Source organism: Winogradskyella sp. UBA3174, from assembly GCF_002364335.1.
Classification (GTDB): Bacteria; Bacteroidota; Bacteroidia; order Flavobacteriales; family Flavobacteriaceae; genus Winogradskyella.
On sequence record NZ_DEXW01000088.1, the window covers coordinates 1 to 7,215 of the forward strand.

Below are 7,215 nucleotides of genomic sequence, written 5' to 3' on the forward strand. Positions count from 1 at the left end.
TTAAGATTTGTGATATTAATTTCTAGTTCTGTAATTTGTTTTTGAAGTCCATCAATGACATTATCTTTACGATCCAAATCAGTATATGCTCTATCCAATGATTGTGTCAATCGGTCCGCACTTCTTGTTTTGTTGGCATTGATAATCAATTCAAAATCCATAAGATCCTCGTATTTATCTTTATCATTCTGTAAGGATGAAACCATCTCATCACTAACATCACCATTAAAATGTAAATTGATTATTTTCTTATCTGGATCTAAATCATTATCCCTTCTATCATACCACAGATTGGAGTTGTTCTCAATATTATTTTTAACAAAACTATCAAATTCTCTTTTATATTTACTTTCTTGCAACACGGTTAAAAAGGTCCATATAGCAGGAATCATTACCACTATCGCAGTCAATGTTGCAATTCTAGATATAAATTTTCTTTTTGCAGAATTAGCATACTTTAGCATAGGGAAACGTAAGACTCTTAGCACTAAAAATGTAGCTAACGCAATAAAAATCGTATTAATAGTAAATAAGTACATTGCACCTCCGAAAAATGCCCAATTGCCTTTCGCTAAACCATATCCTGCTGTACATAATGGAGGCATTAAAGCCGTAGCAATAGCAACACCAAAAATAACTGAGGCTATCGTTCCCTTCTTTGTGCGCGCAATGATTAGGGCTAAACCACCAAAAAAGGCAATTAGAACATCCCGAATATCGGGTCTAGTTCTACCTAATAACTCAGATGTATCTTCACTTAAAGGGAATAACCAAAAAAATAGAAATGCCGTTAATAAACTTAATATAATCATTGTTGCTAAGTTTATTAATGACTTCCTCAACGTATCAATATCGTTGATTGCAAGAGACATACCAATGCCCAAAATTGGGCCCATTAATGGAGAAATTAACATGGCTCCAATCACTACTGCTGTAGAATTTGCATTAAGACCAATTGAAGCTACAAAAATGGAACATACTAAAATCCAAGCAGTTGCACCTTTAAAGGGAATATCTGCTTTTATCGCAATTATGGTAGCATCTCTATCTGTATCCTCCCTAAAGTCTAGAAGTTCACTTAAAAACGTTTTAATACTAGCAAATAAACCGTGCGCATCTTTCCTTACTGCTTCTTTTTTCTCTTCAACAGCTTTATCTTTATTAATTAGTTGCTGTTGTTCTTGCTCTTCTTCAGAAAAATCAAATTTACTTTCATCACTCATATCTAAACGTATTCTTCTCCAAAATTAGCTTTTACATTTTGTAGTACTTTTTTAATATCTTGTTCTTTTGCCTTAGGAAAGATAAGTAAAACTTCGTCTTTATCTACAATTATATAATCTTTTAGTCCGTCTACAACGACGACTTTACCTTTTTTAGATCTTATCATATTACCAGATGCATCCTCTAATAATACTTTAGAATTCACTATTGCATTGCTATTTTCATCTTTATCTAACTTGTCATAAAGACTTCCCCAAGTTCCTAAATCATTCCAATCAAAAGTCGCAGGAATCACATAAACATTAGTACTCTTTTCCATAATTGCATAATCTACAGAGATGTTTTCGGCTTTGCCGTAATTCTCTTTAATAAAATCTGCTTCAAACTCTGTATTATAAACACTATAGCCACTTTCAAAAAGACGATACAATTCAGGTTGATTATTTTTGAATACAGCAAGTACAGTTTTTACACTCCACATAAATATACCAGCATTCCATAAAAAATTTCCTTGATCTACAAATGATTTCGCGGTTGTATAATCTGGTTTTTCTCTAAACTGATTAACTGATTTAATCTCAGACTTAGAAGATTTATCGTATTCTATGTATCCATATCCTGTGTTTGGAAATGTTGGTGTAATACCCAAAGTCATTAAAGCATCGTTTGCTTTACAATAATCAAATGCTGTTTTTACGTTGTTTGAAAATGACTGTTCATCCTCTATCCAATGGTCACTAGGTGCAACTATCATAACAGCATCTTCATTTTCTTTTTGAATTTTTAAAGATGCATATAATATACAAGGTGCGGTATTTCGCATTGCTGGTTCTAAAACAACCTGACGCTTAGTTACACTTGGTAATTGCTCAAAAACTAAATCGTTATAACGCTCATTGGTTAAAATAAAAATATTTTCTTCTGGAATAAGATTAGCCAGTCGATTAAATGTTTTCTGAATAAGTGTATCACCTGTTCCTAACATATCGTGAAACTGTTTTGGGAAATCTTGTGTACTTACAGGCCAAAAACGAGATCCTACACCTCCTGCCATTAATATGGCGTAATAATTTTTATTCTTACTATTCATCATTTCAATATTTTATTATAAAACATCTACTTCTGCATTTGGGTTAAATAGGTATGTTTTTCCTGATCTCACCTCAACACATTCATATCGTTTTCTTCTTTTATTACCTCTTTTAAAAACTCTACCATTGTATAGTTTAAAACTCTGACCCAAAGGTACTTGAAAAACGTACGACTTATTATTTGGTTCGTTGAGTTGCTTTAAGGCCAAGGCGAGTTGCGCGTCCGTGTCGCTAGACGCTTTTGGATTCTTAAAATGTTGCGCCATTAGTGGCAGTAATTCTGATGGAAAAATATCTGGTCTTAAAAATGGCAACATTAAATGCTGAAATGTTTGTTTCCATTCTTTACCGTGAGGTTTTATAATTCCCCCAAATGTTTTATATGCTTCAAAATGTGCAATCTCGTGAACTAATGTAATTAAAAAACTGTAAGGGTTTAAGTTAGAGTTAACGGTTATTTGATGTTTACCATCAGGCAACAGTCTATAATCGCCGTGACGTGTTTTACGTTCTCCCTTAACTTTCACAACCAACTTATCTGAAGCTAATAAATTATCTATTAGTGCAATTGCTTGACTTGGTATAAAATTTAAAAGCTCAGTATCTTTCATATACTAAATGCATTTTTAAAAAAGAGCGCATTCATATTTAAAAAATTAAGGCGTAGAATTAGAAACCTGCAATACTTTACCGTTATAAAACGCATTACCTGTTAATGCAAAGTTTTGTATATAAGTTGCCATCTCTTTTGCTGTTGTTGGAGCTTGATAATCTGGAAAAGCTTCTTTAAGCATTTCGGTTTGTACAGCTCCTAAAGCTAAAACATTAAACTGAGGACCCGTTTCTTTATATTCTTCTGCTAGTAATTCAGTTAAAGTTATAACAGCTCCTTTACTAGAACTGTATGCAGCAAGACCTGGGAATTTCATACTTCCTTGAATTCCACCCATAGAACTAATAGTTAAAACATGACCATTAGATTTCATAAATGGCAAAACTCGTCTTGTCATTTCTGAAACTCCAAAAACATTGGTTTCATAAACTTTAGAAAAATCTTGAAATGTTGATTCCGCAAAGGGTTTATTAATAATCATGCCTGCATTATTAATAAGAATATCTACATGCTTCCATTCTTCTTTTATAAAGTCTTCTACTTTTTTATAGTCGCCTTGTTTACATAAATCGAATGCAAAGGACGCTATATTATCAAAATGAAGATTTGCTATTGGAGCTGCATTGCGCGATAAGGCTAGAACATTGTGTCCTTGATTAGCAAATAGATGAACGAGTTCAAATCCTATGCCTCTGCTTGTTCCTGTTATAATTATATTTTTACTCATCTTTTAAAACGACTTCTTTAGTTGCTGCATTCATCATACCTTCTAACGCTGGTATCATTTTATTCATAAATTTTGTCATGTGCTCATAATCCATTTCACTTGCTTCATCGTCTACATGATGGTAATAGTCGAAATTTGTAAAATCGAATGTTGAAATAGCATGCGCGGGAATATTCAATTCTTTAAAAAACGGAAAATTATCAGATCTCATAAATAGATTCATATTCTTTGCTCCATCAAAGAAACCAACAACTTCCTCACCTGCGTATTTGTTCAATGTTTCTGCAAAATTAGAACGCTCGTAACCACTCATATATGCTATAGACTCTGTCTCAGCTCTTGGCACGCCTATCATTTCAAAATTTATCATGGTATAAGCGTTAAAACCTTCTGATTTTAAACGTTCAGCTAAATGACTAGAGCCCTTAAGTCCCATTTCCTCAGCAGAATAAAGTGTAATTAAAATACTTCTCTTATTTGTTTTAGTTTTAGCAAAGTATTTACCAAACTCCATAGCAGCGATAGTACCCGAGGCATCATCATTTGCTCCGTTAGCTATTTTATCTCCATTTACTTCTTTACCAAAACCAATATGATCGTAATGACCTCCTAGAATAATAAACTCATTTTTCAGTTTTGGATCATTACCTTCAATAACTCCGATTACATTAAATCCTTTAATCACAGGAGCTTCTTCTCCTTCTTTAACTCCTCTTCTATTTGTAAATTCAAAATCATCTCTATAAGTTTCAAAGTAAGGCTTTATACCATTTTCTTTTAAGAAATTTTCTATAAAAACTGCTGCTTTTTCAATACCCTCACTTCCTGTCGCTCTTCCCTCTAAATTATCTGAAGCTAAATACTCCATACTCTTTTGAATGGAACTTTGAGAAATAGTAGCCTTCTCTGTACTTGTTGTATTTGAATCTTTACCAGATTCACCATCTTTTCCTAATTGTACAGCACACGATATTAAAACTAATGCGATGACTACTATTGAAAGTATTTTTTTCATGTTATTTTTATTTGAGTTTAAAGATAAAAAAATCCTGTTTCAAACTAGTGCAACAGGATTTAAAACATTTTTTATTATTTAAAATTTTTACATTTTCTTATTAGCCTTTTTAGCTAATCGTTTTACCTTCTTATTTAAATCTTTCATTAATTTATCTACAGCACTTTCACACATTGGCTGAATTTTATCTGGGCTCATAACAGGTATTCCCTTTAACATAACTGCTTTCTTTGGTGAACCAGCAACTTCATTAAACTGAAAAATACTATTATTATCTTTTGTGTATAAATCCATGCTGTACCTCGCTTGGATACTAACGTAACCAAAACTACCAACTCCTGTCTTTACAAAACCAAAACTTAAGTTTATAAACATTATACCATCCACACCTAAGTCTTCGGCTACGGCTTTTAAATCCTTTACATTTTGTCTAAAAGGGGGTATAACATTATAACCTTCTATAGTTGTCGTGGTTTCGATATCTGAAATAATTGCTTTTCCCTCTTCATAAGTGGGCTTAAATTCTTTATACATAGCATTAGATAACACTTCTTTTTCAGAAATAAATTCGAAATCAAAATTCTCTGCATATTCACTAAAAAAAGCAGCATGTAACTTCTTTAATGGCTCTGTTAAATTAAAATTAGGGTCGTCACTTAAATTTGTGTTCTTTGCAATTAAGTCGGCAGAAGCATTGAGAGCTGATAGATCAATTGTTTTGTCTGCGTAAAATGTTATAACAGCAACTTTCTTTTTCTGTGCATTACCTAACATAAACAATGACAAAAATGCCATTAACACAACTACTTTTAAATTTTTCATTTCGATTGAATTATTGATTAATAAATTTTTGTAAAATGCTTTTAATTGTATCCAAAAATAAAATCCTGCTTAAACTAAATGTAACAGGATTTAGATGTTTTAGACTCTGAAATATCCCAATAACTATCGGAACAAATAACAAATCAGTTATGTATTAAACCAACATGGTTACAGGGTTTTCAATATAACCTTTCAATGTTTGAAGGAATAACGATCCTGTCGCACCGTCTACAGTTCTGTGATCACAAGCTAATGTTAGTTTCATTGTATTACCAGGAACAACTGCTCCATCTTTAACTACTGGCTTAGAAACAATAGCACCAACAGATAAAATCGCAGAGTTAGGCTGATTAATTATTGATGTAAAGCTTTCTATACCAAACATGCCTAAGTTAGAAATGGTAAACGTACTCCCTTCCATTTCATCTAAAGCTAGTTTTTTATTTCTAGCTTTTCCTGCGTATTCTTTAACTGCAGCACCAATCTGTGTTAAGCTTTGCTCATTAGCAAATTTAACTACAGGTACTAATAAACCATCTGGCACAGCAACAGCCACACCAATATGTACGTGATTGTTTAATTGCATTCTATCATCAAACCATTGTGAGTTGACTTGTGGATGCTGACGTAATGCCAATGAACACGCTTTAACAATCATATCGTTATAAGAAATCTTAGTATCTGGTAAAGAATTATATTGACCTCTAAATGCCATAGCATTCTCCATATCAAACTCCACATTTAAGTAATAATGCGGTGCCGAAAATTTAGACTTCGCTAAATTCTTAGCAATTGCTTTTCGCATGTTTGAGTTTGGTACTTCATCAAAGTCCTCTTGACCAGAAGGCACAAATTTAGCAACTAGAGCAGAAGACTGAGTACTTACTAATGGTGTAAAGTTTTCTATATCTTTCTTTACAATACGTCCATTTTCACCAGAACCGTTTACTTGAGCTAAATTAATTCCTTTTTCTTCAGCCATTTTCTTAGCTAAAGGAGATGCGAAAATTCTACCGTTTGAAGTTGAAGTAGTCACAACAACTGTTGGCTTGGATACTGATTCAGATTCTTTTGGTAAATTTACTTTATGAGTTTCTTTTTTAGGTTCTGATTTCACGTCTTCCGGAGCTTCAACACCAACTTTAAAGTTCTTTGCTATATTAGAAATATCTGTTCCTGCAGGCCCTATAATAGCCAATAATGCGTCTACTTTTGCAGAATCACCTTCGTTTAACCCTATGTATAATAAAGTACCTGATTGGAAAGATTCAAACTCCATAGTCGCTTTATCAGTCTCTATCTCAGCTAAAATATCACCTTCTTCAATGGCGTCACCAATGTTCTTTAACCATGTCGCCACAGTCCCTTCTTCCATTGTATCACTTAAACGTGGCATGGTGACTACGATAACTCCTTCTGGTAAACCTACTTCACTTTCAGAAGACTCTTCAGCCTCGCTAACAGCTACGACATCAATACTGTCTTCTTTTACCTCTTCAGAATCACTTCCATTTAATAAATCAGAAATATCTTCACCTTCTTCGCCTATGATTGCTAAAAGTGTATCTACTTTAGCAGTTCCACCTTCTTCTATACCAATATGAAGCAAAAAACCTTCATTAAAAGATTCAAACTCCATAGTTGCCTTATCTGTTTCAATCTCAGCTAAAATGTCCCCTTCTTCAATTTTATCTCCTACCTTTTTCAACCAAGAAGCTACAGT

7 protein-coding genes are annotated in these 7,215 nt (G+C 33.0%); all 7 read right to left on the minus strand.

The features are described from left to right. Window positions 1–1,223: DUF389 domain-containing protein (locus B2U95_RS15990; RefSeq protein ID WP_296317926.1), on the minus strand; the 1,223-nt coding region annotated here is incomplete at its 3' end. A 2-nt stretch (window positions 1,224–1,225) separates the two neighbouring features. Then, the gene (locus B2U95_RS15995) at window positions 1,226–2,314 is read right to left on the minus strand and encodes a mannose-1-phosphate guanylyltransferase (protein WP_296317936.1); all 1,089 of its coding nucleotides are present in this window, start codon (window positions 2,312–2,314) and stop codon (window positions 1,226–1,228) included. Between the two features lie 15 nt (window positions 2,315–2,329). After that, window positions 2,330–2,926 carry a SprT-like domain-containing protein gene (locus tag B2U95_RS16000; protein ID WP_296317927.1) on the minus strand — a complete coding sequence of 199 codons (597 nt, stop codon included), beginning with the start codon at window positions 2,924–2,926 and terminating at the stop codon, window positions 2,330–2,332. Window positions 2,927–2,971: 45 nt separating this feature from the next. Further along, the gene (locus B2U95_RS16005) at window positions 2,972–3,655 is read right to left on the minus strand and encodes an SDR family NAD(P)-dependent oxidoreductase (protein WP_296317928.1); all 684 of its coding nucleotides are present in this window, start codon (window positions 3,653–3,655) and stop codon (window positions 2,972–2,974) included. Further along, window positions 3,648–4,670 (minus strand): M28 family metallopeptidase, encoded by a 1,023-nt coding sequence (locus B2U95_RS16010; protein WP_296317930.1) that lies wholly within the window; start codon window positions 4,668–4,670, stop codon window positions 3,648–3,650. Before B2U95_RS16010 ends, B2U95_RS16005 begins: the two co-directional genes overlap by 8 nt. An 87-nt stretch (window positions 4,671–4,757) precedes the next feature. Then, window positions 4,758–5,492, minus strand: a complete 735-nt coding sequence (locus tag B2U95_RS16015) for a hypothetical protein (protein ID WP_296317932.1) — start codon at window positions 5,490–5,492, stop codon at window positions 4,758–4,760. A 154-nt stretch (window positions 5,493–5,646) separates the two neighbouring features. Then, a partial coding sequence (locus tag B2U95_RS16020) for a pyruvate dehydrogenase complex dihydrolipoamide acetyltransferase (protein WP_296317934.1) occupies window positions 5,647–7,215 on the minus strand: 1,569 nt, incomplete at its 5' end.

Coding starts and splice junctions, on each gene's coding strand:
- B2U95_RS15995 (WP_296317936.1), bottom strand. CDS start 2,314: ATGAATAGTAAGAATAAAAATTATTACGCCATATTAATGGCAGGAGGT.
- B2U95_RS16005 (WP_296317928.1), bottom strand. CDS start 3,655: ATGAGTAAAAATATAATTATAACAGGAACAAGCAGAGGCATAGGATTT.
- B2U95_RS16010 (WP_296317930.1), bottom strand. CDS start 4,670: ATGAAAAAAATACTTTCAATAGTAGTCATCGCATTAGTTTTAATATCG.
- B2U95_RS16000 (WP_296317927.1), bottom strand. CDS start 2,926: ATGAAAGATACTGAGCTTTTAAATTTTATACCAAGTCAAGCAATTGCA.
- B2U95_RS16015 (WP_296317932.1), bottom strand. CDS start 5,492: ATGAAAAATTTAAAAGTAGTTGTGTTAATGGCATTTTTGTCATTGTTT.